Origin of the sequence: Photobacterium chitinilyticum (genome assembly GCF_004104355.1) — a bacterium.
GTDB lineage: Bacteria > Pseudomonadota > Gammaproteobacteria > Enterobacterales > Vibrionaceae > Photobacterium > Photobacterium chitinilyticum.
Map to the genome: position 1 here is coordinate 325,711 of NZ_RJLM01000004.1, position 26,461 is coordinate 352,171.

Genomic DNA, 26,461 nt, shown 5'->3' on the forward strand with positions numbered 1-26,461 from the left:
TGGTATAAGCTTATGAGTAGTATTTTTTAAGCAGAAGGACTGGGACAATGGCGCAACGTTACGCGGCGTTAATGGGCGCATTGGTTGCCGATGCTGCTAGCATGGGAACGCATTGGATTTACTCCCCCGAGCGTATTAAGCAGCTGATGGATATGCCACATTTTCCTTTTATCGAGCCAGATGCCAAGCACTATGAAGGCGTTGATGGCTATTATGCTCACGACAAGTTAACAGTCGGTGAACTGACGGCTTACGGTGAATGGTTGGCGCTCTACATCCGGTTATTGGGTCATGCTGATACAGAGACTCATTCAATCCAGCAGCATATTCTGGAGTATTTTGGGCCGGGCGGGGAGTTCATCGGTTACATAGATAGCCCGACTAAAGCGCTGCTGCTCACCTTGTTTTCTCTTTCTCCTGAAGATTGGCCCGAGGATTCAGGGTGTGATGACGATCAGAACCCGGCTTTGTGTGCAATCCCGGCGTTGGTTTCTTTGAAGATGTCCTCTGAGCGGCTTGAACAGGAAATTGAGCGCATTGTCGGCATTACCCACCAAAACGAAACAGCCGTAGCCTGCTCTAAGGCATTTGCGTGTGCGCTCAACGAGGCGTTGCGCTCAAGGCGAATGGATCCGGTGCTCAATGTGCTTAAGGTTAAATCACCGGAAGCGATCCGCGAAAAAATAGAACAGGTAAGGTTACTTAGCGGAGGTGTTAATGATCTCGGCCATGTGCTGGCACTCGTTAACCAGGCATGCCATCTTGCTGATAGTCTTCCTATGGCTGCGTGGATACTACAAAATAGTGAGAGTTATACTGAAGCAGTTATCAATAATATATTGGTATCCGGAGATACTTGCGGTCGCGGGATCTTGGTCGGGGCATTGGCCGGAGCCTGTTACGGCTTTGGCAACGAGAAAGGGATCCCGATCTCATGGGTCACAACCCTACAGTGCGGGGAAGCTTTGGCGGAAGATATAGAGGCGCTACTCAAGGTTTCGAGCCGCTAGGGGAGTGAATCGAGAACGGCTAGAAAGAAAAAGGCTTGAAACAAAAAAAGCTACCCAACTGGGTAGCTTTCAGGTCATTTAATGAGAAGAGCATTCTCTCGAAGCTCGTCTCTCAAATCACATAGCTGCCTTAGCACATAACCTTGATAGCCAAGCCGCCCTGAGAGGTTTCACGGTACTTCGCATTCATATCTTTACCTGTTTCTAGCATGGTTTCGATAACCTTATCCAGAGAAACACGAGGTTCAGACGCGCGACGTAGCGCCATACGACAAGCATTGATCGCTTTCACTGCCGCGATACCGTTACGCTCGATACATGGTACCTGTACCTGGCCGGCAACAGGGTCACATGTCAGACCAAGATTGTGCTCCATTGCGATTTCTGCCGCCATGCACACTTGCTCAGGGCTTCCGCCCATCAGCTCAGCAAGGCCTGCTGCGGCCATTGAACAGGCTACACCCACTTCACCCTGACAGCCGACTTCAGCACCAGAGATAGATGCGTTACGCTTGTACAGACCGCCTATTGCACCAGAAGCCGCGAAGTAACGGGTGTATTCTTTCGGGCCAACAGATTGGATGAACTTATCGTAGTAAGCCAGTACTGCTGGAATGATACCGCAGGCGCCATTGGTTGGTGCAGTGACGACACGGCCGCCAGCGGCATTTTCTTCGTTTACCGCGAAAGCGTACATGTTAACCCAGTCAACAACGGTCATTGGGTCATTGCTTAGCTTTTCGGTTGTCATCAGTTGCTGACGCAGTGCTGCGGCACGGCGTGGTACACGTAGTGGACCGGGAAGGATACCTTCTTCGCTCATACCGCGTTCCATACATTCACGCATGGTTTTCCAGATATTTGAGAAGTAGGTGTTAATTTCTTCTTCGGCGTTCATTGCATGCTCGTTAGCCATAACAAGTGAGCTGACAGATAGGCCGTTTTCTTTACACTGGTCAACAAGCTCTGCCGCCATCGTGTACATGTAGGGAACTTTAACTGTTGTCTCTGGTGCTTTGCCGAAGTTTTCTTCATCAACGATGAAACCACCGCCGATAGAATAATAAGTCTTAGTATAGGCCTCTTCGTCACCAATCCATGCGTGGATGGTCATGCCGTTTTCGTGCAAAGGAAGGTTGGTAGTATGGAAGTTCATACCGCCGTCAAGAGGGAAATCTACAGTGTGGCAGTGCATGCCAACAGGAAGGCGCTCGGTTTCTTCAACACGAGAAATGAAGCCTGGAATGCTATCGATATCAACATGTTCAGGGCTGTTGCCCGCAAGTCCCATAATGATAGCGAGATCTGTGTGGTGACCTTTACCGGTAAGAGAAAGTGAACCATAAACGTCAACGGTAATTTTGGTTACATCACGTAATTTGCCCATAGAGCGCAGGTCGTCGATGAACTCTTTACCTGCTTTCATTGGACCAACCGTGTGCGAACTGGAAGGGCCCACACCAATTTTGTAGATATCAAAAACACTGATCATGCGAATTACCTCAGTCGGTAGGAAGCGCTCTTGCCTCCGCCCAAGACTGTCATAGTATTATAATTCTCGCCCCTTCCTTGGCGAGATCACTAGAAAAACAAAAGAGCAGTCGGCGCGCGCTTCCTGCTCTTAAGTGTCATATATTCTACCCGAATTGCTTGAGAAGACTATGCGTTGTGGCACATTTTCTCAGACAGATATGTTGGTAGTCCATATTTATCACTGCTGGAGTGATGCTTTATTAGAATGCGCCGTAGATTACAGAAGTAATCGCTGCGATACCACAGATAGCGGTGAAAATCTGTACTGGTGCCGATGTTTTGTACTTAGCCATTGCTGGTACTTTGTACATCGCGAATACTGGCATCAGGAACAGGATTGCAGCGATCATCGGTGCACCCATTGTCTCAATCATACCTAGGATACTTGGGTTGATAACTGCAACGATCCAAGTAGTAATCACGATGAAGCCAAGAGAGATTTTCTCAATCTTCTTAACAGGCATATCAGAACGAGACTTACCCAGACCAACAAGACCTTCGTGTGCACCCAGGAAGTGACCAAAGTAGCTTGATGTGATAGCAGCGAAAGCAACTAGTGGACCAAGCAGGGAAATTAGCGCTGATTCGTGGATGTTAGCCAAGTAAGACAGAACACTGATGTTTTGTGCTTTTGCTGTAGCTAGCTGCTCCGGAGACATAGACAGTACAACAGAGAATACGAAGAACATCACGAAGCCCATCAGCATCATTGCTGCGCCACCAGTGATCATGTCAGTTTTCTTCGCTGCATCTTCACCGTATACGCGGCGTTGCTCTTTAGAGAACTGGCTGATGATTGGGCTGTGGTTGAAAGAGAATACAATGATTGGAATTGCTAGCCAGATGATAGTAGGCATTGCGCTCCAGTCTGGGCTAACCGATACCATTGACGTATTCCACTCAGGGATAAGGTATACAGATAGTGCCAACAGGACAAATACCAGAGGGTAAACCATTGCCGACGTTGCTTTAAGCATCAGCTCTTTACCAAATACAACACCCGCGGTCATCGCCAGGATAAGACCACCAGACAGAAGCCAGCGTGGAATAGATTCCATGCCCATCTGGTTAACCATGAATGAATCAACCGTGTTGGTAATACCAACGCCGTAGATTAGAACGATTGGGTAGATGGCGAAGAAGTATGCGAAAGTGATGATGTTTGCGCCAGCTTTACCAAAATGTTCTTCAACAGTATCGGTGATGTCAGCTTCAGGGTTTTTAGCTGAAAGAACAAAACGAGCCAAGCTCTTGTGTGCAAACCAAGTCATTGGTGCAGCAATAAGAGCAAGGATAACTAGTGGCCAGAAACCGCCAGCGCCTGCTTTAATCGGAAGGAAAAGTACACCGGCACCTACAGCGGTACCGAATAGTGAAAGGGCCCAAGTAAAATCTTTATACGTCCATTTTGCTTTAGCCGTTGAAGCTACTGCTGTGTTGGAAGTGGTATGCATGGTTATATACCTAAGTTAAATTACGGAACGGAAATTAGGAACGGCGCGCATTTTGAGGATTTATGGGAGGAAAACTTTGATCGAGATCCCGTTATGTAACCGGTGCGAATTGCAATACAATTAAAAGTGATCTTGGTCACATGGGATGTTGCGGGTAGGTTAGGGAAAATGACGTGTTAGAAGGGGTGTTTTTAATACCAGAGCTGTTTTGATAACAATCTAATCATCTGGGCAGTAGCCCCCCAAATAGAATAATCACCGTATGGAATTGCATAAATATTGTGTTTTATGCCGTCAATAGTGAACTTTTCAGTGCGCATATTCACTGGGTTTAATAGGTGCTGAATAGGGACTTCAAACAAGACATCAACCTCGTTTGGATCCAGATCTGGCCTGTAGTTAGGGGATATAACCGATAAGTACGGAGTGACGATATAACCGCTGATTGTAGGTAGCGAGGGAAGCTGGCCAAGAATGCGCCTTCTGTTGCATAAAATCCCAGTTTCCTCTTTGGTCTCTCGAATAGCCGTTTCAATTAAATCAGCATCTTCAGATTCGTATCCACCACCCGGAAAAGCGATCTGCCCAGGGTGGTGCTTCAAGTGGCTTGCACGGCGTGTAAGTATAACGTTGAAGGTATTTTGGCGTGGTACAAGGGGGATCATAACCGCAGCTCGTTTAAAGGAGCCGGACGCAGACACATGCTGCCTAACCCGAGCCGAATGGCTCTGGTCGTAGCTTGTCTGTGGTGCTAGCAGAAAACGCGCTAGCAATTGTTGCTGATAGTTCATAAACCGTCCGTGGTTATAGATAACAATCTATTTTTGTAAGATTGGCAGAATTTTACTCAGTTTGTCCAGTGTTTCTTGATATTCACTGTCCGCGTCACTGTCGGCAACGACCCCTCCGCCAGCCCATGCATACAGTGTATTTTGTTGAGAAATAAGGGTTCTGATGGTGATACTGGTATCCATTCGGCCACAGCGGCTAATGTAGCCGATGCTACCGCAGTACACGCTGCGACGGTGCGGCTCAAGCTCTTCAATGATCTGCATGGCCCGAATTTTTGGTGCTCCGGTGATTGAACCTCCGGGAAAACAGACCCGCAGTAGATCCAGAGAAGAGTAGGAGGGGGCGAGCTCGCCGGTAACTGTGCTGACCAAGTGATGGACGGCCGGAAAACTTTCGATATCAAATAGCTTTGGTACTTTGACAGACCCAGGTTTGGCAACTCGACCAATATCATTGCGCAGCAAATCGACAATCATCAAGTTTTCAGAGCGATCTTTGCTGGCTTGGCGCAGTTCACTGGCATTGTCGTTATCTTGCTGTTTATTCGCAGACCGAGGTCGGGTGCCTTTGATTGGCTTGGTTTCGACATATCCTTGGTTGTGTTGAAGGAAACGTTCTGGCGAAACCGACAGCACCGTACCTTCAGGGGTGCGGATAAAGCCGGAGAACGGAGTGCCATTGGTGTGCTCAAGACGAAGATATGCCTGCCACTCGTCACCTTGGTAATTAGCCTGAAAACGCTGAGCCAGGTTGATTTGGTAGCAGTCCCCTGACAGCAGGTAGTTCTGTACACGGTCAAATTTTTTGCAATAGGCTGCTTTGGTCATGTTAGCAGCCCATTGGTTTGTTAAGTTAAATGATCTATTTTGTTGATTGTCAGCTTTGTCGTGTTGCAGTTTGAATGCACTTTGTTGCTTTTTGAGCCATTCAAGGCGTTTGCTGCCTTTGGGGGAGATAAGAAATAGCTCTTGGGTATGGTGATCGGCGATTAATGCCCAGTCATAAATGCCGACAGCCATGTCCGCGGCATGAATATCATGCTTGGCAATCGTATGGATATTTTCCACTCTTCTTCCAAGATCGTAGGCGAAATAGCCAAGAGCACCGCCAAGAAATGGTACATCCGTCATAGGGTTAAGCGAAGGTAATAGCGAGGCTTGCACATCTTCCACAAGCTTGAAAGGATCCGCGTTGCTGGTTTTTTCATCGCCATTTGAATACTTAATACGAGTTATTTCACCATGTGTTTCCAAAGTGGCTAAAGGATCGGCAACTAAAATATCAAAGCGATTATCAGGATGGCCCTGGGCAGCCGAGCGTAATATCATAGCCCACGGCTGACATGCTAAAGGTTCAAACCACGAGAGAGTCGCTTGCTGGACGTAATCGAGTTGTTCAATGTTTAGTAGAGGATGTGATTTACAAATCATTTTCTTTTTTGTGACAGGTATTCGATTGGCGCATGGCGCGAAATTGTTGGCAAGAGTATCATAAACGCAGAATTTAATACGACGCCCAAGGACGATCCTTTGTGTTTTATTTTTACCGATTCGGCATGAATAGCTCATAAAGGACACTGCCATGAGGATCATGGCGTGTGGTGGCATTGTTTCCTGTACTCCCTATATGCAGGGGATGAACAATGCTAATCGCACCCTATACTGGAAGCCTGCCGTAACGGCAAAGAAAGTCGGGCGCCATGGAATGATAATAATTAACGAGGGCAATTATGACCGTCATTCGTAAACAAGATGTGGTTGATAGTGTGGCGGACGCACTACAATACATTTCCTACTACCACCCGCTGGATTTTGTTCAGGCTTTGGAAAAAGCTTATAACAAAGAACAAAGTCAGGCTGCGAAAGATGCCATTGCTCAGATCCTGATCAATTCGCGCATGTCGGCAGAAGGGCACCGTCCAATCTGTCAGGATACCGGTATCGTTACCTGTTTTGTCAAAATTGGCATGAATGTACAGTGGGAAAGTGATCTGACTGTGCAGGAAATGATTGACGAAGGTGTTCGCCAGGCCTACACCAATCCGGATAACCCGCTACGAGCCTCTGTCGTTGCGGATCCTGCCGGAAGCCGTAAAAACACCAAGGATAATGCGCCAGCTGTCGTACATATTGATATGGTACCTGGCGACAAAGTTGAAATCCAGATAGCAGCCAAAGGTGGTGGCTCAGAGAACAAGACCAAGATGGTGATGCTGAACCCATCGGACGATGTTGCCGAGTGGGTTGAGAAAACAGTACCGTTGATGGGCGCGGGATGGTGTCCGCCGGGTATGCTCGGTATTGGTATTGGTGGGACGGCTGAGAAAGCGGCGGTTCTGGCAAAAGAATCATTAATGGAATCTGTTGATATCCACGAACTTCAGGAGCGCGGCGCCCAAAATACCGAAGAAGAGCTTCGCCTCGATATCTATAATCGCGTCAATAAATTGGGTATCGGTGCTCAGGGCCTAGGTGGCCTGACAACCGTTGTCGACGTGAAAATCAAAACGGCGCCAACCCACGCGGCATCTAAACCTGTATGTATGATCCCGAACTGTGCGGCGACCCGACATGTTCACTTTAAGCTGGATGGCTCCGGTCCGGCAGATCTAACGCCGCCGAAGCTGGAAGATTGGCCGGAGGTGACTTGGGAGGTGGGCGAGAACGTTCGACGGGTCAACATTGATGAAGTCACCAAAGATGATGTCCAAGAATGGAAGTCCGGCGAGACAGTATTGCTTTCAGGTAAAATCCTGACAGGTCGAGATGCTGCTCATAAGCGTATTCAGGATATGCTGGCAAAAGGTGAAGGTTTCCCGGTTGATTTCAATAACCGCTTCATTTATTACGTTGGTCCTGTCGATGCTGTTGGTGACGAAGTTGTTGGTCCTGCTGGCCCAACAACGTCAACCCGTATGGATAAGTTTACCGACATGATGCTTGGCCAGGCTGGGCTTACCGGTATGATCGGTAAAGCTGAACGTGGTCCGGCTGCTATTGAGTCAATCAAAGAGCATAAAGCCGTTTACCTGATGGCTGTTGGTGGTGCTGCGTACCTTGTTGCCAAAGCAATCAAGAAAGCACGCGTCGTGGCTTTTGAAGATCTAGGCATGGAGGCTATCTACGAGTTTGAAGTCGAAGATATGCCTGTAACCGTTGCTGTTGATGCAGAAGGGACCAATGCCCATCAAACGGGACCTGATACGTGGAAAGTTAATATTGCCGAAATGGATGCCTGATATTTCGCTTAACTATTAATCAAAGGAGCCTTTGGGGGCTCCTTTTTTATTTCTTTTGATATTTTATCATTTCTGATTTCCCCCTGAATTCTGATTTTCTCTGAAATATAACTGCGGTGGATAGTGAATGGCTTGAAGGCTTGATATTGTCCGTCGGTTAGGCTTAATGATTTGTTTTTTCTTCTTTTTCGTGGTTTGTTGGGTTTCTGTGTTGTTTTATTGGCTACACTGTTAACTTGCGGTCAAAGGCTTTTCGTTGTGAATGAGTTTTGGTTGCTCGATGTTCTTGCGCTTAACACCAGAAGAAAAACGAAAGCAGACAATAATAATATTAGAGAGGTTGTATGGGGCGCGTACTATTAGCGACCGTTATTGCTGGCTTGCTATTGTCAGGGTGCGGTGAAAAAAAGGTTGAGATACCTGAACCGGAGTCAAGACCGGTTAAATTACAAGCGGTATCCGTGGGTGATAATGAAACGTTCCGGACATTTCCTGCGATTGTTGAAGCCGGAGATAAAGCCGTTTTGGCATTTAGGGTATCCGGGCAAATCATCTCGTTGGATGTAAATACTGGGGCGAATGTTAAGCGTGGGCAAAAACTGGCTAGCCTTAACCCGGACGAACTTACGCTGTTGGTTGAACAGGCGCAGGCGAACTATGAGTTGGCTTATGTTCAGTTCAAGCGAGATGAAGAACTTAGAAAGACCAACGTGGTTTCTGAGTTAGATTATGACACGTCGAAGGCGGCATTAAATCAAGCTCAGGCCGCCTTGAGTAAGCAAAAATCCAACCTGGGCTATGCCACTTTGGTTGCTCCCTATGATGGGACGCTTTCTCTGTCATTGATTGAAAACTATGAATATATAATGGCGAAAGAGCCTGTTATGCATATTCAAAGTGCAGGACTCATCAATGTCACCTTCCAGTTACCCGAACATCTATTGGCCCGCTATCAGGGTAAGTCTGAAACCCAGGCAAGCGTCATATTCGATACGATCCCGGGAGAAGTCTATCCTGCGGAGTTTAAAGAAATAGATACCGAAGCGGATGCGACAACGTCGAGCTTTAAAGTGACGTTGTTTATGGAGCGTCCTGAGGGTAAGAATATTCTTCCTGGTATGGCCGGCTTGGTGAAAATTGCGATTCCAAAAGGAAACTCAGGAGCGATTGCCAAGCGTGCGATCATGCGAGAGGGTAATGCAAATTATGTTTGGCACATCGACGAAGCCGGTATTGCCCGTAAAACTCAAGTTGAGCTCGATGATAAAGGGCGAGTGGTGTCAGGGTTGAATGATGGCGATCAAATTGCGATTTCCGGTATTGGTGAATTACAGGAAGGCCAGAAAGTACGCGCCTGGGTTAAGGAGCGAGGACTGTAATATGAAAAAGCTATCCTTTATCACTTTGGTGCTGGCCGCGGTATCTATCTTGCAAGGTTGTGAAAAACCAGCAGTTGAAGAAAGACAGGTTGTTCAGCCCGTCAGTGTCGATGTTGTTGCTTTGGCAGAAGCCGCTCCACAGCTTACTTTTCCTGCTGTGGCTGCAGCGGCAGACAAGTCGAGTCTGTCTTTTCGAATTCAGGGTGAGGTGACCCGCATAGCCGTAGGTCCAAGCGACTTTGTAAAGAAGGGCCAGCTGCTTGCTGAGCTGGATCCGACAGACTATCAGCTGGAAGTTGATGACGCTCAGGCAAAATACAATGTTGCCGACAGTCAGTACCGTCGCTCTGCCAAGCTGGTGGACAAAGGTTTCCTTGCCCAGTCACAGTTTGATGAGTTGAGGGCGCAGCGCAAGATCGCTCAGGCAAGGCTGAAGCTTGCCAAGCTGAACCTTACGTTTACCAAGCTGACAGCCCCTTTCGACGGGGTGATCTCTCGGGTGCCGATCGAGCAGTTCGAGAATGTGCAAGTAGGCCAGCAAGTGATGAATATTCACAGTACTAAGATGGTGGATATTCTGATCCAGGCGCCGGATCTTATTTATTCCCGAAGCTCTGCGGTCGATATCGAAAAGTCTCAGCCTGGTGCGCGCGTCGTTATGTCTGATGGTACCGAGTATAAGGCTTTGCTAAAAGAATTTACCACCGAGCCTGAGCCTGAATCCGGTTCATTCCTGGTAACCTTAACGATGCCGATGCCTAAGGGGCGCTTTATTCTTGATGGTATGGCTGTCGAAGTACGAGCAGATGCGCAAAAACTGAAGATCTATAAGAAAGGTGAGCCAGTGATCCCGTTGGAGGCCATTTTCAACGAAGATGGTGATGATTTGTCACGAACCGAAAAATTTGTTTGGGTTGTGAACGATAACAAAACGGTGACCAAGCGTCGTGTGGCGACAAACAAAGTCGTCCCTGAGGGGGTCCGCTTGTTGGCCGGCCTCGATGAAGGGGAAATCATCGTTGTTGCCGGGGGAAACCGCTTGCGTGAAGGTCAGCAGGTGAAAGTAATTGCCAAGGAGGCTGAACAATAATGAAACAAGATATCGCAGCCTATTTCATTAAAAATAAAGTGATTAGTTGGATGGTGTCACTGATCTTCCTGATCGGCGGCACCATGGCCTTTTTTGGTCTGGGACGCTTGGAAGACCCGGCTTTTACCATCAAGGATGCCATGGTTGTTACGGCCTACCCAGGGGCGACGCCGCTTCAGGTCGAGGAAGAAGTGACCTATCCGATAGAGAAGGCTATCCAGCAGCTAACTTATGTTGATGAAGTTAACTCCATTTCCAGCCGTGGTCTTTCACAGATCACGGTGACAATGAAAAACAACTATGGACCTGATGACCTACCTCAGATCTGGGATGAATTGCGGCGTAAGGTTAATGATCTTAGACCAAATCTGCCTCCAGGTGTCGCTGACCCGTCGGTGATCGATGACTTTGGTGACGTCTACGGTATTTTATTGGCAATTACAGGGGATGGTTATTCGTATAAAGAACTGAATGACTATGTTGATTATTTGCGGCGTGAAGTCGAGCTTGTCAACGGGGTCGGGAAAGTTTCAGTGACGGGCACGCAGCAAGAGCAGGTGTTTATCGAAATATCTATGCAGCGTCTAAGTAGCTTAGGTATTTCGCCGCAGACTATCTACAACACACTGGCAACGCAAAACTTAGTATCGAGTGCCGGTGCGGTCAAAATTGGTACTGAATATATTCGCGTCCATCCAACAGGAGAGTTTACCGATGTTGATGCCCTCGGTGATTTAATTATTACCGAAAGCGGTGCAGAGGGGTTGATTTACTTACGTGATGTTGCCGAGATCAAGCGCGGTTTTAAAGAGGTGCCTGATAACCTAGTTAGCTATAACGGAAAAGTGGCGTTGAATGTTGGGGTCTCGTTTGTCTCCGGCGTTAACGTGGTGGAGATTGGTAAAGGAGTTTACCGTCGCTTAGATGAACTCAAAGAGCAACAGCCCGTCGGTATTGATATTGGGGTGGTGTATAGCCAGCCCGATGAAGTGGATAAATCCGTCAAGGGGTTCATTGTTAGCCTGGGTCAGGCTGTGGCGATTGTTATAGTCGTGCTGCTGTTCTTTATGGGGCTGCGTTCGGGCATTTTGATCGGTTTGATTTTGCTGTTAACCGTGTTGGGAACGTTCGTCTTTATGAGTTGGATGGCGATCGACTTGCAGCGAATTTCACTCGGGGCCTTGGTTATTGCCCTCGGAATGCTGGTCGATAATGCCATTGTGGTCGTTGAAGGTGTGCTGATAGGGATACAAAAAGGACGAACGAGGGTGCAGGCGGCATCGGACATCGTGACGCAGACCAAGTGGCCTCTATTGGGTGCAACTGTTATTGCGGTTACGGCGTTCGCACCAATCGGGTTGTCACAAGATTCGACGGGTGAATATTGTGCCACGTTGTTTAGTGTTCTGTTGATCTCTTTGATGCTGAGTTGGTTTACAGCCATTTCGCTGACCCCGTTTTTTGCGGATATGTTTTTCAAAAGTGTTAAGGGCAGTGCCGACGGCGAAGCTGACGATCCGTACAAAGGGGTTGTTTTCGTGGTGTACCGGAAATCGCTGGAAGCCTGCATGAGAAATGCCTGGACAACGGTAATCGTATTGATTGTGATGCTTGGAGCTAGTTTGTATGGCTTTACCCAGCTGAAACAGTCGTTCTTCCCGTCGTCGACGACACCGATGTTCATGGTTGATGTGTGGATGCCGGAAGGGACAGATATCCGTTCAACCAATGATAAATTACATGAGCTAGAAAGCTGGGCCAGTCAGCAAGATCATGTCAGCCACGTCTCATCCAGTGCCGGTAAAGGTTCGCAGCGTTTCATGCTGACCTATTCGCCTGAAAAGAGCTATTCGGCATATGGTGAATTGATTATTCGTCTTGATAGTTATAACGACGTGATGCCGATGCTGCGGAAAGTTAGCGCTGAACTTGATGCCAAGCATCCTGACATCGAATACAAGCTAAAACGTATTGAGCTCGGTCCATCTTCCGGTTCGAAAATTGAAGCCCGTTTGGTGGGGCCTGATCCAACCGTTCTCCGTGGACTTGCCCAGCAGACTCTGGACATTATGCGGGCGGATCCCGGAGCCTTTAATGTTCGCCATGACTGGCGTGAAAGGACCAAGGTTCTGGAGCCTATTTTCAATGAAAGTCAGGCCCGTCGTTACGGGATCACTAAATCCGATGTCGATGATTTACTGCAAATGGCGTTTTCTGGTTTGTCTGTCGGGATCTATCGTGATGGTACCAACTTGATGCCGATAGTCGCGCGTTTGCCTGATGAAGAGCGGGTTGATGTAAGTACTATTGAAGGTATGAAGATCTGGAGCCCGGCAATCCAGGGGTATGTTCCTCTGCAGCAAGTCATGCTTGGCGTGAATGTAAGGTGGGAAGATCCGTTGGTCGTGCGCAAGAACCGTAAGCGAATGCTGACTATCATGGCCGATCCCGATCCTCTGGGCGACGAAACCGCGGCAACCTTGCAAGGTCGTATTCAGTCCAAAATTGAAGCGTTGGATTTCCCTCCGGGTTATTCATTGGAGTGGGGTGGTGAATATGAATCATCAGCCGATGCAAAGGCTTCGTTGTTCCAGACGATGCCGATGGGCTACCTGTTTATGTTCCTGATTACTATCTTCTTGTTCAATAAAGTGAAAGAAGCAGTGATCGTATGGGCAACAGTACCGCTTGCGATTATCGGTGTAACGACAGGATTACTGCTGCTGAATACGCCGTTTGGTTTTATGGCGTTGCTAGGCTTTTTGAGCCTGTCGGGCATGCTGGTTAAAAACGGTATTGTACTACTTGACCAGATAGAGATAGAAATCAGTAGTGGTAAGGAAAAATACCAGGCAGTGGTTGATGCGGCAGTGAGTCGTGTCCGTCCTGTTTGTATGGCAGCAATTACCACGGTACTTGGGATGATCCCGCTGTTGCCTGATGTATTCTTCAAGCCGATGGCGGTAACAATTATGTTCGGATTGGGGTTTGCGACGGTGCTGACACTGATTGTGGTACCGGTTCTGTACCGGATGTTCCATCACTTGACGATCCCGCAGACATCTTCTTAGGTGTCATACTATTTGTCAGAGACTATTGGCTAGATAAGTAAAGGGCTCCCTCGGGAGCCCTTTTTACGATTAGACAGTTCTATATGATGCCTTGGTCGGCATTATTATCTTAGGCGACTTTCCAGCTCATCTCTTCTCCGGCACGAATAGGCACCACAACATCACCGCCAAAGGCCATGGTTTCCGGCACTGTCCAGCTTTCTTTCACCAGTGTAATGGTGTCGTTATTGCGCGGCAGGTCATAGAAGTCAGGGCCATTGAAGCTGGCAAAGGCTTCAAGTTTTTCCAGTGCACCGGCTTGTTCGAAAACTTCTGCGTAGAGCTCAATGGCAGCGTGGGCGGTGTAAGAGCCTGCACAACCACATGCCGACTCCTTACGTCCCTGGGCATGCGGGGCAGAGTCAGTACCGAGGAAGAACTTGGGACTTCCGCTGGTGGCAGCTTCAACCAACGCCTGCTGGTGAATGTTGCGCTTCAGAATAGGCAGGCAGTAGAAGTGTGGGCGGATCCCGCCGACCAGCATGTGGTTGCGGTTGAACATTAGATGGTGAGCGGTGATAGTCGCTCCCACGTTTGGCCCGGTATTGTTAACAAACTCAACCGCGTCTTTTGTTGTGATATGCTCGACCACAATTTTCAGGTTTGGCATCTGCTCGACAATTGGGCCCAGTACGGTATCAAGGAACGCTTTCTCGCGGTCGAAGATATCGACATCGTGCGTTGTTACTTCACCATGGATCAGCAAAGGCATTCCGACTTCTTCCATTGTCTGAAGCGTAGGCAGTAGCTCATTGATTGAGGTTACACCTGAATCAGAGTTTGTTGTTGCGCCAGCCGGATAGAGTTTTGCTGCATAGATGTGGCCAGTTGCTTTTGCTTTTCGAATTTCTTCAGGAGATGTATTGTCGGTGAGGTAGAGAGTCATTAGAGGGGAGAAATTGCCTTGGGGCTTTTCGGCAAGAATACGATCGCGGTAGGCTAATGCTGCGTCAGTATCGGTAACCGGTGGAACCAGATTCGGCATAATAATTGCCCGTCCCATATACTGACTGATGTCGCGAACAGTATCTTTTAATACCTCGCCATCACGTAGGTGCGTGTGCCAGTCATCAGGACGTGTAATCGTAATTGTCGTCATAATTGCTTCCCTCCCAAAATTTTGCCCGATTCTAAAAGCATACCCACCTTAAGTAAAGCGCAATGATTAAACAAAGTAACTAACTGATGATTTAAAACGCAATCGTTTGCAGTGGCCTGGTTATAATAGCCGAGCGATATCATGATAATTAAAAGCCAGCACTGAGTGCTGGCTTCTGTTTATATGCTTATCGTGTATTTATCCATGTTCTGTTATAGCTTAAACCGCATCACCAAGTCGTTTTGCTGATGGGCCAGACTATCAAGCTTGTTGCTGGCTTCCGCGACTTCTTCCATTGAGCTGAAGTTGGAATCAGCAATATGGCTGATATCTTCCAAGCTGCGGGCAATGGATGTAGTCGTACTTCGCTGTTCTTCGGCGGCCTGGGCTATTTGTGAGCTCATTTGGCTGATTTCGAAGATGATAGCCTGAATTTCTTCCATCGCACTGTTGGCATCGGATGCCTGGTTAATACTGTTTTCCATCTCGGAAACGCAGCTCTGCATTACGGACACGGCTTGACCTGAGCGTGACTGCAGGCTTTGGATCATGTTTTCAATTTCAGCGGTTGAGTCGGTAGTTCGCTTTGCCAACACACGCACTTCGTCAGCCACGACGGCAAACCCACGGCCTTGGTCGCCGGCGCGAGCTGCTTCAATGGCGGCATTGAGCGCCAGTAGGTTGGTCTGATCTGCGATATTGCGGATCACATCAAGGATGGAGCCGATATTGCTGCTCATCTCCTGTAACTTTGATACCGCGTTGACTGATTCGTCTAGGCGTTCAGAAAGTTGATGGGCAGTGTTGATATTGCGGCTCATTACCTCGCGGCCGGTGTCGGAGGCTTTCTCGACTTCATGCACGCGCTCCATCGTGTTTTGTGCACTTTGTGATACGTCTGTCACAGACTGTTCCATTTCTGTCATGGCTGTCGCGACTGATGCAGTTTGCTGTCGTTGTTCGTTGAGGCGATTTTTAGCCTCTGACGTCGTGGCCTGGTTTTCCTCGGCAACGGATGTCAGATCGCTTGATGCCTGGCTGAGCTTACCCAGCACTTCTTGTAAGTTATCTGCCAGTGTATTGATGTGGTGGCTGAGTTTGTTGAATTCGACGAAACTGTTGTTTTCGCTTCGCTTGGTCATATCACCATTGGTGAGGGCTTCTAAGGTCTTTAGCGTTGACTCAAGGGGTTTACGGACACTTTGTGCCAGGAACCAGCCGATGAAGATAGCAAACAGGGTAACACCGATTCCTATCATGACGGCATTGGTGATCCCGCGGCTGTATGCTTTATCGGCATTGGCAATTGCGCTGTCCATATGGGCGTTGGCCTCGGTTCTGAAGGTATCAAGCAAGTTTGTTGCCTGATCAATTTCAGTCGCCAGTGTCGCGATATTGTCGTAAAGGCGGTTGCGGGCATCAATGTAGCGGTAGTGGACATCTAGTACACCACCGGGTTTGCCAATATCGAGGGTGTATTGTTCGATGGGCTTGTCGAATTTTGCTTTCAGCTCCGGTATCAAAGACGTTAGAGAGCGATAGGCGTTACCGAGATGGTTGACACTTCGTTTGTTGCTTTTTACCGCTTTATCTATGACGGTAATATCATCTGTTGCCAGAGCGTCAGAAGTGATGGTTTCTGTCAGGCGAAGCTTGATGAAATAGTTCTTGGCGATCATTTTGACTGAGATACTGTCTTGATCTTCGACGTACTCTTTCATCCGGGTATTCAGCTCGTTGTGGAGCTGCTGAAAACGGCGCGATGATTGTAAGCGTTCTTCCTGAGCCAATAATTGAGTTCGATAGTTCCCCATCGCAATATGGGCTTCGGAAAAGTACCGCTCCTCGAGCGCGAGCAGCTCGCTTAATTGCGCGCTGAGGGCATTATTGCCTGCCGAGGCTTGCTGCAGTTGATCGAGCGCACTGCTAAAGGTACTGTGCGCCTGGCTAAAGTTATCCTCGTAGACTTTCATTCGCTCAGGGTTCTTGCTGGTAAGAAAGTCCTTAAAAATCTTGTCGGCCGCGAGAAGTCGAACACTGGTTTGGTTTGCTGTAGATACTAGCGGAAGCGCATCTGCAGTTACCGTTTTAAGTTGGTTGTGGATCTGGTTCGTTCCATCAAGCATCAGAACAATTGTTGCAGCAAATAATACAACCATTACCGCAAACCCTGTGTACATACGTCGTATGACAGAGGTCTGTCTTGTTGTCTTCATAATATCCCTAAACTCTGGCAAATGTGAGCGACAGCAAGCCCACATAAAGTACATTAATACGAAGCTGTTATTATGTTATTGACCTTCGCATAAATTGTGATGTTGAAATTTTAAGTAGCAAAAAAAGCGTACTAAAAAAGACAAAATTGACACAAACCACTCTAGCATTTTGCCTTGGGGAAGAGTGGCAGCCGTTGATCATAAATGATTACAGTCGCTACATACTTTGACGACGGCATCAAAAAATAACTTATTTTATGAAATATTTACTGGAATAATTGTTTAAAACGGTGTTCAATATTGCTCTCTAGTTTGTACTCAAGCATACTTCTCATTCAGGATATAGCCTGAGACATAACATAGTAAATGGAGCATGATATGGCAGAAGAAACCATCTTCAGTAAAATTATTCGTAAGGAAATTCCGGCAGATGTCTTATATCAGGATGATTTAGTGACTGCGTTCCGAGATATTAATCCTCGTGCACCAAGCCATATCCTAATCATTCCGAATAAGCTGATCCCGACGGTGAATGATGTTGAGGTGGATGATGAAGCGATGATGGGGCGTTTGTTTACTGTCGCCCGCAAGTTGGCAGAGAAAGAAGGTGTATCTGATGATGGATACCGCCTGATTGTTAACTGTAACCCCCATGGTGGCCAAGAAGTTTATCATATTCACATGCACCTTCTTGCGGGTCGCCCGCTAGGTCCGATGCTGGTTGGATAAAGCAACCATAGTTCCCCGTGATAGCTGCGGGAACTAATATTGCCGGGTTAGGTCTGAGTGGATTATGTTCTTGTATCATGAACACTCAGATTTTTTGTTATAGAGAATGAGTTATTAACACAATGCTAAAACGTGCCGCAGTGCTGATGTTATCGTTAAGCATAACAGCCTGCGCCAACTTATCGACTCAGAGTTTATTCAGTCATTACAGTGCGTCAAATGCACAGGCGCACGAAGCCCTTCAACAGGGGAATTACGCTCTGGCTGTAGAAGCGCTTCCGGAATCCCCTGCAGGCGATATTCTCGACGGTATGGAACGAGGACGGGTGAACTTTGTTGCCGAGCAGTATCCGGATAGTTTCGCCGCCTTGCAACGTGCCGATATGGCGGTTAAAGAGCAGCAACGTCAGGCCAGTATCCAGATATCCGAAGGGTTAAACCAGGCCGGAGCGCTCTTAACCAATGACAATATGATCACCTACCAGCCGGCTGATTACGAGCTGGGTTTTATGCACCTCTATCTGGCACTGAATTATATAAAGCAGAAAGATCTGGAAGGTGCTTTGGTTGAAGCCCGAAGAGCCAATCAGGTTCAAGAAGCCGCCCGGAAACTACGTGAGGCAGAACTTGGTCAGGCAGCGCAGGAAGCGCAGCGCAACGGACTGAGCCAGAATCTCGGTGCCGTGCTGGCCCGTTACCCTGATGCCGGGGAAAAGCTAGCCAATGTACAAAACGGCTATTTATTTTACTTGTCAGGGATACTGTATGAGGCCGATGGTGATCTCAACAGTGCCTATATCGATTACAAACGTGCCTTGGCTGTTGCACCGGATAATATGTATATCGCCAACACGGTATTGCGGCTGGCAACCCGCATGCAGATGACAGAAGATCTTAAACCGCTGCAGGCCCGATATGGCCGATATACACCAGAAAAAGCGGGAGCCGGCAGGGTTGTTATTCTTGACGAGCAGGGGGTAGTCCAGGCACGGGATGGCTGGCGTTTGCCGTTGTGGCTGCCGGATAGCCGGGGCGATGGGGTTATTTACAATTTGGCCTTGCCTTACTACCGTGATATGCCTCGTCAGAACTTGAGCTCGCTGATGCTCGATGATCAGGCTGTGAAGGCGGGTGAGTTGGCCAATGTCAATAATATGGCCAAGAGTAGCCTGAACGAAGAGCTGCCGGTGATTGCTGTTCGTCAGGCGCTACGGGTGGTGGCGAAGAATGAAGTCAGAAAATCGGCAGCAAAGAATGGTAATGATATCGGCAACGTACTTGCCAATATTTTTAACACGCTGACTGAACAGCCAGATACTCGAAGCTGGCAATCACTACCATCTTCTATCAGTATGTATCATACTGATTTAAAAGCAGGGATACATAAACTCAGCTGGAACGGCCAGAGTTTGGACGTCAAAGTTGCAGCTGGACGAACAACGATGGTTTGGGTTTCACGCCAGGGTAATCAGCTTAGCTGGTGGTCGGTATTGTTAGGAGAAAGTTAATGATGAAATATTTTTCTGTCTTGATGTTTGCGCTCTTGCTGTCTGCCTGCTCGTCGTCAACGTCAGGCATCAGTATTGAAAGTAGCAATCAGAATGTAGTGATTGGTAATACATCGCTGGCTAATCAGATTGAAATCGAGAAAGCCATAATCGCGAATGCTAATGGATTGATGAAGGCAGGTGTACCTGTCACCAGTAAAACTGACTCGGATATGAAGCTGCAATATCGCTTCTATTGGTATGATGCTCAGGGGTTAGAGGTTTATGGCAGTGATAGTCCGTGGCGCCAGTTTGTTCTGCATGGCAGAGATTCTGTGACCCTGCAGGCCGTCGCCAGAAAACCTGAAGCCAAGCAGTACCGTATCTACATCCGTGAGGCGAGCTATTAATTGGGAGTACGGCCACCATTGTGGCTTGTTCTGCGACAACAGTAATGAAAGGTAATAAGATGAAAAAAAGCGTAATTGCATTATTAGGTGTAGCTGCATTGATGGGTGGTTGTGCGCAGAAAGTCAGCTATGGTGATGCACAGGAAGCCGAAACCACGACTATCGAGTTTGGTTCAACAGATTTGCAGAAGATTGCCGAAGAAATGACCGATAGCATGCTGAGCTCGGGTTCAGTTGCCTACATTACAGGTAATGGCAAGCGACCGATTATTGTTGTTGATGGTATTAAAAACAAAACCAGTGAACACATTGATACTGAGTCGGTTACCGATTCGGTCAGTACGCGCCTGCTTAACTCGGGTAAATTTCGTTTCGTTGACATGACTCGCGTCGAAGACGTTCGCAAGCAACTGAACTTCCAAAACAATGATGAGTTGGTAAACCAGAGCACTGCGATTCAGTTCGGTAAAATGGTGGGTGCGGAGTACATGCTATACGGCAACCTGGCAAGTATTGTCAAACAGGCTGGCAGCGACAAAGATGTTTACTACAAAATGACGATGCGCCTGATGGATTTGGAAACTGGTCTGGTCGAGTGGGCCGATGAAAGTGAAATTCGCAAGCAGGAAGCCAAGAGCCTACTTGGTTGGTAATGACGGTATTAACCGATAGCCTTTTAGAGTTGAGGCGCTGAGTGAGTTCATTTGATCCCTCTTTACTGAGCGCCTTGCCGGATATCGAGTTGCTTTCAGCCAGGCCGCTGACCGGTGGCCTGAGTAACCGCTGCTGGGTGCTTGAGCTATATAACGTGCGAACATCTGTGTGCTCGAAGGTGGTATGGCGACCTATTGCAGAGTCGACCAAGGCTTTTGGGCTCTCTCGTGAGCATGAGCATCAGGTGCTTGAGAGCTTCCAGTCGTCACTGACGGCTTCTCCTCATACAACTTTACCTAGTGTTGTCCCGACTAATATTGCACCAAAGAGCCTTGCACTGCTTGAACAGGGCTTGTTGGTGGAATGGGTAGAGGGCGCAATGGCTGGCAAAAATTTGTCGGATCGGGATCTACTTCAGCTTCAGGCTGATATCCATGCTTTGCCTGTTCCGCCCTGGCGTCTTGATGTGAAGCCGAAAGCTGCACACTACTGGCAGCAGATCGACGACAAGTACAAATCCACTTCGCTTCAGCAGCTTTTTAATCACTTTCAACAGTTACCTTTGCAAGCCTGGTTTGATGATACCTGCTGTCATCATGACTTAGGTCGGTATAATATTATTTGCCAGCCGGATGGCAACAAGCGTGTGATTGACTGGGAGTACGCCGCGGCAGGTGATCCTTCGCTCGATCTTGCCCTGACTATCAGTGCCAATGGCCTGGACAAGGAGCTTGCAGTCGCAGTTTATTGTCAAAGGCAGGGTAGGCAAGATAGCAACCGTTGGTTAGCGGCAGTGACGGCTTGGCAGCCGTGGTGTCATTATTTGGCTATGCTTTGGTATTATGTCGGTGCTTCGTTGTGGCGAGATCGTGCCTATTTGATTGAAGCCGACCAGCTCAGGCAAGAACTACTATCCAAGTTAGCTCAACATACTGGGCCCAATGAGGGCTCAACAGATTCGGTCCACTAAAAATAGCTATTCCCATTCTTCAATATCTCATTCGAGTTTCATTGCTGTGAAATATACGATCGAAACTCAGGTCTACACTATTAATTCGCTGGTTAGTTGGTCTATTCAAGTAAATGGGAGTTAAGATGCCTCGGAGTTTGACGCGTTTTGCTGCGGGGGCGTTTATCATGCTTATCCTTGCCGGGTGTGTGATGCGTCTTGGCTACAATACTCTCAATTATTGGATCCCTTACTATTTATCCGGCTATGTCAGCTTAACCTCAAGTCAGGAGCGGGTATTTGATACTGAGCTTGATAAGGCACTGGCTGTTCATCGCCGACAGGAGCTTCCAAGGCTTCACCGGCAGATCTTGGCACTGCAATCAGATTTAGAGATGCCGCTGACGTTTAGCCAAGTCCGAGGTTATCACTTTTCATTTACCGCTCTTGGTCAGGACTCCGTGGCTGTACTGGCCAAGCCGTTGGCTGCTACGTTAAAACTGCTGGATGAGCTGCAGATAGCCCAACTGAGTAATAGTATTCAGTCTGCTATTGATGAGGTCAAGCAAGAGCGTGAGATCCTGACGACCAAGCAGAAGCTCAGCAAGCGTGCGAGTGATCTGCAGGAGACAGCAGCAGATTGGGTCGGGCCGCTAAACAGCAGGCAGAATATGTTGCTGAAAGAGCTGGCAGGGTATCAAGTTGAAATGGAGCCGGAATTTTTTACAGTTTGGGATCAGTTCCTGCAAAACTGGCGATTGCTAATGAAAAACAGAAATAGCCCAGATTTTGAAACAGAGCTGAGTCGGGAGCTTCAACGTCTGGTTGCCCTTGAAAATGATGATATTCAAGCTGAATTGAACTTTTATTTAAATCGTCGTTTTGACCTTTTTAGACGTTTCAATCACAGTTTAACAGATACACAGCGTCGTTTTCTTGATAGCCGGTTAACTTCAATTCGTAAGGATGTAGCAGTTTTGATAAGCGAATAGGTGTAATTACCACTTTTTTTGTTAATTAAGTCACGTTTTTTGTCTTTAAAACCATATAAAACGTGTTAGATTAAATTTAGAGAAAAATAAGAATGACAGGGGAAAAGAATGATCATCTATCTGCATGGCTTTGATTCGACAAGCCCAGGTAACCATGAAAAGGTACTACAGCTTCAATTTATTGACCCTGATGTTCGTTTTGTGAATTACAGCACGCTCCATCCTAAGCACGATATGCAGCATTTGCTAAAAGAAGTGCATAAGTTAATAGAAGAGTCCAATGACTCTCATCCATTGATTTGTGGTGTAGGACTCGGTGGATATTGGTCTGAGCGCATCGGTTTTCTCTGCGGGATAAAACAGGTTATTTTTAACCCGAATTTACACCCAGAGCAGAGCATGGAAGGAAGAATTGACCGACCAGAAGAATATGCTGATATCTCGACAAAATGTGTTACAGATTTTCGTGAAAAAAATGCCGGTAATTGCCTTTGCATACTTTCAACTAATGATGAAGTATTAGATAATCACGAGACAAAAGATGCATTAGTTGATTACTACGAAATCATCTGGGACGAGACTCAAAAACATAAATTCAAAAAAATCTCCCAGCATCTACAAACAATAAAGTCATTTAAAGAAACACGTTAACTACCTCCTACCCTTCGCAGACGGTGCCAATCCGTCTGCTTTAATACCAAATTGAACAGTGATCTTTGGTGTGCCCGCATAGTCAGAGCATTGTTCAGTTTGGTATTAGTCAGCTAGCCAGAGCGTTGTCTCCTGTCATTTAGGGATGAATAACGGGCATAAGGCTCTGAGCAATATAATTTATACAAAATAAGAGGAAGTTATCGTGACTCGTATTATCGTAGTTGGTGGCGGTGCGGGCGGTCTTGAGCTTGCGACCAAGTTGGGTCGAACCTTGGGGCGCAAACGTCGTGCAACCGTGACACTCGTTGATCGTAAGGCCAGCCACCTGTGGAAGCCGCTTTTACACGAAGTGGCAACAGGTTCAATGGACGCCGGAGTTGATGCTCTGAGCTACCGCGCCCATGCCAAAAATCATTCGTTTGATTTTCAGATGGGCAGCTTGCAATCGATTGATCGCGAGAGTAAGACGATCAAATTGGCCGCTCTCTATGATGAGCATAATGAGCTGCTGATGTCGGAACGTGAGCTGGAATACGATACCTTGGTCATGGCAATTGGCTCAACCTCGAATGATTTCAATACACCGGGTGTCCGTGACAACTGTATTTTTCTGGATAGCCCTGAGCAGGCACACCGTTTCCGGACTCAAATGAACAACCAGTTCCTTAAACTGCATGCAAATAAAGATCAGAAAACGGTCGATATTGCGATTGTGGGGGCTGGTGCAACCGGTGTTGAGCTTTCGGCAGAGCTGCACAATGCCGTGAAGGAACTACGTACTTATGGTTTCGGTGATCTGGATAGCTCCCGCCTGAATGTCAATCTTGTTGAAGCCGGCGAGCGTATTTTACCTGCCTTGCCGCCTCGGATTTCTAGCGCGGCCCATAGCGAGCTGACTAAGCTCGGTGTGAATGTCCGTACTGCAACCATGGTAACTAAAGCTGACGAGACGGGCCTCACAACCAAAGATGGTGATCATATCCCGGCACAGATCATGGTTTGGGCAGCGGGTATCAAGGCGCCTGATTTTATGAAAGATATTGCCGGCCTTGAAACAAACCGTATTAATCAGCTGGTAGTGAAGCCGACATTGCAGACTACCCGTGATGATGACATTTATGTGATTGGTGATCTGGCGTGTTGTGTCCAAGACGACGGTAGCTTTGTGCCGCCGCGTGCCCAGGCCGCTCACCAGATGGCAAGTCGCTGTTTCTCAAATATTGTAGCTAAGATGACAGATCGTGCGCAGAAACCTTATGTCTATAGCGATCATGGCTCACTGGTATCGCTAAGCCGTTTTTCAACTGTAGGTAGCCTGATGGGTAACTTGACCAAAGGTTCAATGATGGTCGAGGGGCGCATTGCTCGAGTGGTGTATATTTCTTTGTACAGAATGCACCTGGTCGCGCTACACGGCGTATTCAAGACTGGCTTGATGATGCTGGTCGGGCGTATCAACCGTGTGCTGCGCCCGAACTTGAAGCTTCATTAATAAAACTGCTAGTAAAAAAACGCCGCTATCTGCTAGCGGCGTTTTTATATCGTATGACTTGGGGCATGTTTAATTGATTTTGATGAGCTCGACATCAAAAATCAGTATAGAACCAGCCGGGATCGAGCCTACTGAGCGATTGCCATAGGCAAGCTCTGACGGAATAAATAGCCGCGTCTTTTCGCCTTCGACCATCAGTTGTAATCCTTCGGTCCAACCTTTGATAACCTGTCCCAGGCCGAACTGGATCGATTCTCCACGTTCGACAGAACTGTCAAACACGGTGCCATCAAGCAGAGTGCCATGGTAGTGAACTGTTACCTTGTCTGAGGTTTTCGGATGAACGGTGCCGGCACCTTCTTGTAGCACGAGGTATTGCAAGCCGGATTCGGTAGTTTTTACCCCTTCCTGCTGTTTGTTTTCCGCAAGGAATTCTTGCCCAACGTTGATATTTTCAGCTGCTGATTGTTTATTGCTTTGAGAGCGCTGCATGAAAAAAATGACAAGGCCGATGATCGCAATAGTGATGATAATTTTAAACACGATAAATACCCGTTTCTTAGCTTGAGGTCTGGCTTCATAGTACCTTAACCGCTTAATTCATACCAATAATGTACGCGGTCAGATCGTGATCCTTCTTACTTCGACCTACTTGGTCGGGACTACCCGTTCGTTAGGGCGTAAATCTTCTGGGATGAGAGAAAAGACGATGCCGTCACAGACTTTGTCGGGCGAAAAGATACGATTTCTGGCTGTGCATTCAAACTTGGCTTTGCAGGCCAGTGCTGTTCGCTGGCTGGCGAGATTTCCTGTGTGTGTAACGATTTCCAGCCGGGTAAGGCCGAGAGTGTTGAAGGCAAAGTTGCTGAGTGCCTGGCAGGCCTCGGTTGCAAAACCTTGCTGCTGGGAAGCGGTTCTGATCCAGTAGCCCAGTTCCGCTGAGTTCAGCGGGATAGAAACATTATTGAGTGAAATACTGCCGACCAGCAGCCCTGAGTGTCGCTCAAAGATAGCGACCTCATAACTGATGTCATTTTGCCAGTTTTGCCGGCTGGCATTGATCCATTCGTAGGCATCTTGCTGGTCGTAGTCTTCAGTACACCACGTCAGCCATGGGTTTAGCTGGGTAACAGATGCCTTGACGGCATCAAGAAGATCGTTAAGGTCGACTATCTTATAGGGACGGAGAATGAGCCGTGTTGTGGTTATTTCAAAATCAATTTTCATGAGTATTATCTCGAAATGACCTAGGGCTGCCTATTGGCAGCCTTCATATGGTGGAACGTTTTCTATCCGTTATCGATTACCGAGTTGTTGGCTGATTACTCTTCGACCCGACGGATCTGAACTACCATGCCCATTAGAGGGTGATCGAGATAATGAGTTTCACCGCTGCGCATTTTCCGCTGTTGATCAAAGCGATATGTTTTCAGAAATTCCTCGACTTCTATTTTTTTCTTCACTTCTTGCAAGTGGCCAACCTGAACATTACTGTCATCGGACAGCAGATCTGCCTGGATATCAATGGGTTCGGCACCGACAATGACTTCTCGGCGGCCAGGCTCTCGCAGATCCAAGCTAGCTTCGGTAAACAGGTAATGTTGAACATAGACCCGAATTTTTCCCTCTAGCTCATAAAGTGGTGGCTCAGGGGCAGCAGCTGGCTCTTCCTGTGTAGAAGGAAGCGTGTCCGTTGTAACTACTGGATCACTATCACTATAATCGGGTGTAGTCGATGCTGGTATTTCCCGGCGGAGCAGCTCCTTCTTTGAGGTGCCGTCAGGTAGATATTGAGCCGAGAAATCTTTGCCTGCGGTCAGGTAGAATTTCGGTGCCGCCACTTTGCTTAAATCGCCTTGACGCCAGCCGAAATGAGCCAGAGGAGTAAAACCAGCGTGGCCTTTCAGTTTGTTGTACTGTGACGTTAGCTGATATTGTTCCGGCAGCATCAGGCTAATGCCTTTGCTGACCAGCAGGCTTTCATCACCGAAGGTAACAGTGCCTTTCATATTGATCGGCTTTTGCTGATCCGGCCAGGACTCATTGACTTGCGCAGGATCGATATTGCGCTTGAAGAGAATAACTTCAATATCAAATTGTCTAGCAGCCAGGCTTGGCCAGCTAACGGCAATAAGCAGCAAATAAATCAGTTTTTTCAAGATAGTACTCCGCA

Annotated in this window: 22 protein-coding genes; 13 read left to right on the forward strand and 9 right to left on the reverse strand. The window is 47.7% G+C overall.

Annotation, left to right across the window (positions count from 1 at the left end; all coding sequences use genetic code 11):
• The first annotated feature begins 47 nt into the window (after nucleotides 1–47).
• Nucleotides 48–1,010 (forward strand): ADP-ribosylglycohydrolase family protein, encoded by a 963-nt coding sequence (locus tag EDI28_RS12520; protein WP_128784215.1) that lies wholly within the window; start codon nucleotides 48–50, stop codon nucleotides 1,008–1,010.
• Between the two features lie 130 nt (nucleotides 1,011–1,140).
• On the opposite strand, the gene EDI28_RS12525 is transcribed toward EDI28_RS12520, so the two are convergent.
• From EDI28_RS12525 to pabB, 4 genes are all read right to left on the reverse strand, one after another.
• Entirely contained in the window at nucleotides 1,141–2,502 is a 1,362-nt protein-coding gene (locus EDI28_RS12525) for an L-serine ammonia-lyase (protein ID WP_128784216.1), read from the reverse strand.
• Between the two features lie 241 nt (nucleotides 2,503–2,743).
• Nucleotides 2,744–3,997: an aromatic amino acid transport family protein gene (locus EDI28_RS12530; protein WP_128784217.1), complete on the reverse strand. Its 1,254-nt coding sequence runs from the start codon at nucleotides 3,995–3,997 to the stop codon at nucleotides 2,744–2,746.
• A gap of 191 nt (nucleotides 3,998–4,188) precedes the next feature.
• Entirely contained in the window at nucleotides 4,189–4,788 is a 600-nt protein-coding gene (locus EDI28_RS12535) for a CoA pyrophosphatase (RefSeq protein ID WP_128784218.1), read from the reverse strand.
• 27 nt (nucleotides 4,789–4,815) lie between these two features.
• The gene (gene pabB / locus EDI28_RS12540; protein WP_128784219.1) at nucleotides 4,816–6,219 is read right to left on the reverse strand and encodes an aminodeoxychorismate synthase component I; all 1,404 of its coding nucleotides are present in this window, start codon (nucleotides 6,217–6,219) and stop codon (nucleotides 4,816–4,818) included.
• Between the two features lie 299 nt (nucleotides 6,220–6,518).
• Here pabB and EDI28_RS12545 point away from each other — a divergent pair, with 299 nt between their 5' ends.
• The 4 genes from EDI28_RS12545 (at nucleotide 6,519) to EDI28_RS12560 (ending at nucleotide 13,567) form a co-directional block, all read left to right on the forward strand.
• On the forward strand, nucleotides 6,519–8,027 hold the full coding sequence (locus EDI28_RS12545; protein WP_128784220.1) for a fumarate hydratase: 1,509 nt from the start codon (nucleotides 6,519–6,521) through the stop codon (nucleotides 8,025–8,027).
• A 344-nt stretch (nucleotides 8,028–8,371) separates the two neighbouring features.
• Entirely contained in the window at nucleotides 8,372–9,406 is a 1,035-nt protein-coding gene (locus EDI28_RS12550; RefSeq protein WP_128784221.1) for an efflux RND transporter periplasmic adaptor subunit, read from the forward strand.
• A gap of 1 nt (nucleotide 9,407) precedes the next feature.
• A complete protein-coding gene (locus EDI28_RS12555) occupies nucleotides 9,408–10,496 on the forward strand; it encodes an efflux RND transporter periplasmic adaptor subunit (protein ID WP_128784222.1) in 1,089 nt (362 codons plus the stop codon).
• Nucleotides 10,496–13,567, forward strand: coding sequence for an efflux RND transporter permease subunit (locus EDI28_RS12560; protein ID WP_128784223.1), 3,072 nt, complete (start codon nucleotides 10,496–10,498; stop codon nucleotides 13,565–13,567). Before EDI28_RS12555 ends, EDI28_RS12560 begins: the two co-directional genes overlap by 1 nt.
• Before the next feature lie 109 nt (nucleotides 13,568–13,676).
• On the opposite strand, the gene pyrC is transcribed toward EDI28_RS12560, so the two are convergent.
• A complete protein-coding gene (pyrC, locus tag EDI28_RS12565) occupies nucleotides 13,677–14,705 on the reverse strand; it encodes a dihydroorotase (RefSeq protein WP_128784224.1) in 1,029 nt (342 codons plus the stop codon).
• 212 nt (nucleotides 14,706–14,917) lie between these two features.
• A complete protein-coding gene (locus EDI28_RS12570) occupies nucleotides 14,918–16,921 on the reverse strand; it encodes a methyl-accepting chemotaxis protein (RefSeq protein WP_128784225.1) in 2,004 nt (667 codons plus the stop codon).
• A gap of 378 nt (nucleotides 16,922–17,299) precedes the next feature.
• Here EDI28_RS12570 and hinT point away from each other — a divergent pair, with 378 nt between their 5' ends.
• The 8 genes from hinT (at nucleotide 17,300) to EDI28_RS12610 (ending at nucleotide 24,288) form a co-directional block, all read left to right on the forward strand.
• Nucleotides 17,300–17,650, forward strand: a complete 351-nt coding sequence (gene hinT, locus EDI28_RS12575) for a purine nucleoside phosphoramidase (protein ID WP_128784226.1) — start codon at nucleotides 17,300–17,302, stop codon at nucleotides 17,648–17,650.
• Between the two features lie 122 nt (nucleotides 17,651–17,772).
• The gene (locus EDI28_RS12580) at nucleotides 17,773–19,158 is read left to right on the forward strand and encodes a COG3014 family protein (RefSeq protein ID WP_128784227.1); all 1,386 of its coding nucleotides are present in this window, start codon (nucleotides 17,773–17,775) and stop codon (nucleotides 19,156–19,158) included.
• A 2-nt stretch (nucleotides 19,159–19,160) separates the two neighbouring features.
• Nucleotides 19,161–19,547, forward strand: a complete 387-nt coding sequence (locus tag EDI28_RS12585) for a YcfL family putative periplasmic lipoprotein (RefSeq protein WP_128784336.1) — start codon at nucleotides 19,161–19,163, stop codon at nucleotides 19,545–19,547.
• Nucleotides 19,548–19,606: 59 nt separating this feature from the next.
• Complete coding sequence (lpoB, locus tag EDI28_RS12590) at nucleotides 19,607–20,200, forward strand: penicillin-binding protein activator LpoB (RefSeq protein ID WP_128784228.1); 594 nt, start codon at nucleotides 19,607–19,609, stop codon at nucleotides 20,198–20,200.
• Between the two features lie 41 nt (nucleotides 20,201–20,241).
• Nucleotides 20,242–21,171 (forward strand): phosphotransferase, encoded by a 930-nt coding sequence (locus tag EDI28_RS12595; RefSeq protein ID WP_128784229.1) that lies wholly within the window; start codon nucleotides 20,242–20,244, stop codon nucleotides 21,169–21,171.
• Between the two features lie 125 nt (nucleotides 21,172–21,296).
• Nucleotides 21,297–22,142, forward strand: coding sequence for a DUF6279 family lipoprotein (locus EDI28_RS12600; RefSeq protein WP_233353361.1), 846 nt, complete (start codon nucleotides 21,297–21,299; stop codon nucleotides 22,140–22,142).
• Between the two features lie 108 nt (nucleotides 22,143–22,250).
• Nucleotides 22,251–22,793 (forward strand): alpha/beta hydrolase YcfP, encoded by a 543-nt coding sequence (gene ycfP, locus EDI28_RS12605; RefSeq protein ID WP_128784231.1) that lies wholly within the window; start codon nucleotides 22,251–22,253, stop codon nucleotides 22,791–22,793.
• A 205-nt stretch (nucleotides 22,794–22,998) separates the two neighbouring features.
• On the forward strand, nucleotides 22,999–24,288 hold the full coding sequence (locus EDI28_RS12610) for an NAD(P)/FAD-dependent oxidoreductase (RefSeq protein WP_128784232.1): 1,290 nt from the start codon (nucleotides 22,999–23,001) through the stop codon (nucleotides 24,286–24,288).
• A gap of 69 nt (nucleotides 24,289–24,357) precedes the next feature.
• On the opposite strand, the gene bamJ is transcribed toward EDI28_RS12610, so the two are convergent.
• The 3 genes from bamJ to EDI28_RS12625 all read right to left on the reverse strand — a co-directional run bounded on the left by bamJ (nucleotide 24,358) and on the right by EDI28_RS12625 (nucleotide 26,447).
• Complete coding sequence (gene bamJ, locus EDI28_RS12615; RefSeq protein ID WP_128784233.1) at nucleotides 24,358–24,831, reverse strand: BamJ family beta-barrel-assembly machinery protein; 474 nt, start codon at nucleotides 24,829–24,831, stop codon at nucleotides 24,358–24,360.
• A 105-nt stretch (nucleotides 24,832–24,936) separates the two neighbouring features.
• Nucleotides 24,937–25,515 (reverse strand): GNAT family N-acetyltransferase, encoded by a 579-nt coding sequence (locus EDI28_RS12620; protein ID WP_128784234.1) that lies wholly within the window; start codon nucleotides 25,513–25,515, stop codon nucleotides 24,937–24,939.
• 95 nt (nucleotides 25,516–25,610) lie between these two features.
• The gene (locus EDI28_RS12625; protein WP_128784235.1) at nucleotides 25,611–26,447 is read right to left on the reverse strand and encodes a peptidoglycan binding protein CsiV; all 837 of its coding nucleotides are present in this window, start codon (nucleotides 26,445–26,447) and stop codon (nucleotides 25,611–25,613) included.
• Nucleotides 26,448–26,461: the final 14 nt, after the last annotated feature.

Coding starts and splice junctions, on each gene's coding strand:
- EDI28_RS12520 (WP_128784215.1), top strand. CDS start 48: ATGGCGCAACGTTACGCGGCGTTAATGGGCGCATTGGTTGCCGATGCT.
- EDI28_RS12525 (WP_128784216.1), bottom strand. CDS start 2,502: ATGATCAGTGTTTTTGATATCTACAAAATTGGTGTGGGCCCTTCCAGT.
- EDI28_RS12530 (WP_128784217.1), bottom strand. CDS start 3,997: ATGCATACCACTTCCAACACAGCAGTAGCTTCAACGGCTAAAGCAAAA.
- EDI28_RS12535 (WP_128784218.1), bottom strand. CDS start 4,788: ATGAACTATCAGCAACAATTGCTAGCGCGTTTTCTGCTAGCACCACAG.
- pabB (WP_128784219.1), bottom strand. CDS start 6,219: ATGATTTGTAAATCACATCCTCTACTAAACATTGAACAACTCGATTAC.
- EDI28_RS12545 (WP_128784220.1), top strand. CDS start 6,519: ATGACCGTCATTCGTAAACAAGATGTGGTTGATAGTGTGGCGGACGCA.
- EDI28_RS12550 (WP_128784221.1), top strand. CDS start 8,372: ATGGGGCGCGTACTATTAGCGACCGTTATTGCTGGCTTGCTATTGTCA.
- EDI28_RS12555 (WP_128784222.1), top strand. CDS start 9,408: ATGAAAAAGCTATCCTTTATCACTTTGGTGCTGGCCGCGGTATCTATC.
- EDI28_RS12560 (WP_128784223.1), top strand. CDS start 10,496: ATGAAACAAGATATCGCAGCCTATTTCATTAAAAATAAAGTGATTAGT.
- pyrC (WP_128784224.1), bottom strand. CDS start 14,705: ATGACGACAATTACGATTACACGTCCTGATGACTGGCACACGCACCTA.
- EDI28_RS12570 (WP_128784225.1), bottom strand. CDS start 16,921: ATGAAGACAACAAGACAGACCTCTGTCATACGACGTATGTACACAGGG.
- hinT (WP_128784226.1), top strand. CDS start 17,300: ATGGCAGAAGAAACCATCTTCAGTAAAATTATTCGTAAGGAAATTCCG.
- EDI28_RS12580 (WP_128784227.1), top strand. CDS start 17,773: ATGCTAAAACGTGCCGCAGTGCTGATGTTATCGTTAAGCATAACAGCC.
- EDI28_RS12585 (WP_128784336.1), top strand. CDS start 19,161: ATGAAATATTTTTCTGTCTTGATGTTTGCGCTCTTGCTGTCTGCCTGC.
- lpoB (WP_128784228.1), top strand. CDS start 19,607: ATGAAAAAAAGCGTAATTGCATTATTAGGTGTAGCTGCATTGATGGGT.
- EDI28_RS12600 (WP_233353361.1), top strand. CDS start 21,297: ATGCCTCGGAGTTTGACGCGTTTTGCTGCGGGGGCGTTTATCATGCTT.
- ycfP (WP_128784231.1), top strand. CDS start 22,251: ATGATCATCTATCTGCATGGCTTTGATTCGACAAGCCCAGGTAACCAT.
- EDI28_RS12620 (WP_128784234.1), bottom strand. CDS start 25,515: ATGAAAATTGATTTTGAAATAACCACAACACGGCTCATTCTCCGTCCC.